The sequence below is a fragment of the Emticicia sp. genome, from assembly GCF_049241225.1.
Lineage (GTDB): Bacteria > Bacteroidota > Bacteroidia > Cytophagales > Spirosomataceae > Emticicia.
Map to the genome: position 1 here is coordinate 1 of NZ_JBMLRC010000247.1, position 1,452 is coordinate 1,452.

2 protein-coding genes and 1 pseudogene are annotated in these 1,452 nt (G+C 36.0%); 1 reads left to right on the plus strand and 2 read right to left on the minus strand.

Translation table 11 applies throughout. The features are described 5' to 3' along the window. Positions 1-779 (plus strand): annotated as a pseudogene (locus ACOVO2_RS13275) (DNA polymerase III subunit alpha); the annotation flags it as partial. Positions 780-781: 2 nt separating this feature from the next. Here ACOVO2_RS13275 and ACOVO2_RS13280 read toward each other — a convergent pair. Further along, the gene (locus ACOVO2_RS13280; protein ID WP_421770446.1) at positions 782-1,120 is read right to left on the minus strand and encodes a recombinase family protein; all 339 of its coding nucleotides are present in this window, start codon (positions 1,118-1,120) and stop codon (positions 782-784) included. After that, on the minus strand, positions 1,117-1,350 hold the full coding sequence (locus ACOVO2_RS13285; RefSeq protein WP_421770447.1) for a recombinase family protein: 234 nt from the start codon (positions 1,348-1,350) through the stop codon (positions 1,117-1,119). Before ACOVO2_RS13285 ends, ACOVO2_RS13280 begins: the two co-directional genes overlap by 4 nt. Between the last annotated feature and the right edge of the window lie 102 nt (positions 1,351-1,452).

A 1,452-nucleotide genomic window follows, 5' to 3' on the forward strand; every position in this document is an offset into this window, starting at 1 on the left:
ACGAAAGTGAATATTTAACCAGAATCGAAGGAAATGTTATTTGGTTGGGCTGGATACATATCAAATCACTCGAAAGTAAACTCGTAGAAAGTTTTTTACAAGAAAGGAGTTTCGGATACTTTACATCATTTTCAAATTTCGTCAGTAGAATAAGTATTGGTTTAGAACAACTTATCATTTTGATTCGGATTGGAGCATTCAGAAATTTTGGTACACCAAAAAAAGAATTACTTTGGGAGGCACACTTTCGGTATAATAGCCGATTCCAACCAAGTCATTACAAACAAACACTGTTTGGGTTGCCCGAACCAGAAACTCACCATTTACCTGCATTGGTGTATCATCCATTAGAAGATGCCTACGACCAGATTGAACTACTGGGTTTTTCGATTTCGAGTCCATTTGAGTTAGTCGCAGCACCAAATAGAATTTCCACCACAGCACAAAATCTAATCAGTTTAGTCGGTCGAAACATCAGAATTTATGGGTATTTAGTTACATGGAAACCTGTCAGAACCAAAAATCATAAATTGATGGGATTTGGATATTTTATAGATAAACAAGGAGAGTTTTTCGATACCACCCATTTTCCACCTTCACTCGAAAAATATCCATTCCGAGGTAGGGGTGTTTATTGCCTTGACGGAAAAGTAGTAGAAGAATTTGGGTTTCCTTCTCTGGAAGTTTTTTCGATGCAAAAACTTGAGGTGAGGGCTGACCCGAGGAGTTTGGATATTCAAGAAAATTCTAATCTTTCACCAAATATACAAATCACTTAGTGTCACTTTTGAATTTCTTTTTTATACCTTTTTACACTCGAAATACTTATACCTGTTAAACTCACAATTTCTGAAACCGACAAATCCTTTTCCAGTGCTTTTTTCACTATATTATAATTTTCTTGATTTACTCCCGATGGTCGACCAATGTGTTTGCCTTTTGCTTTGGCAAGTTGTTGACCTGCTTTGGTTTTTTCCAAAATTACTTCTCTGTCATATTCTGCCAAAGATGCAAAAATAGAAAGTATCAATTTGCCAGCTGGAGTTGTGGTATCAATTCCAACATCAAGAGCCTTGAAAATAACTTTACGGTTGGCAAAGTCATTGATCAAATTTATCACGTGGTCACGATATCGCCCCAAACGAAAAAACGAGCGACTACTACGGTATCACACTCACGTAATTGTGAAAGCATATCATCAAGAGCAGGGCGTTGAATGGCAAGTCCTGTTATTTTATCTTGGAAAATTTTACTACAACCATATTTTTCCAAAAGGTCAATTTGAGTATCAAGGTTTTGGTCGATGGTCGAAAAACTGATTTGGCAGGTGTCGCTGTAATAAAATCTCAAAAAGTTGGTATCAAAAACAAAAATGTATAATTTTAACTGAACCTACTTTTTGAGCCATACTTTATACCATATATATATAGGCGAATTTTTGAAAGGGCTTGG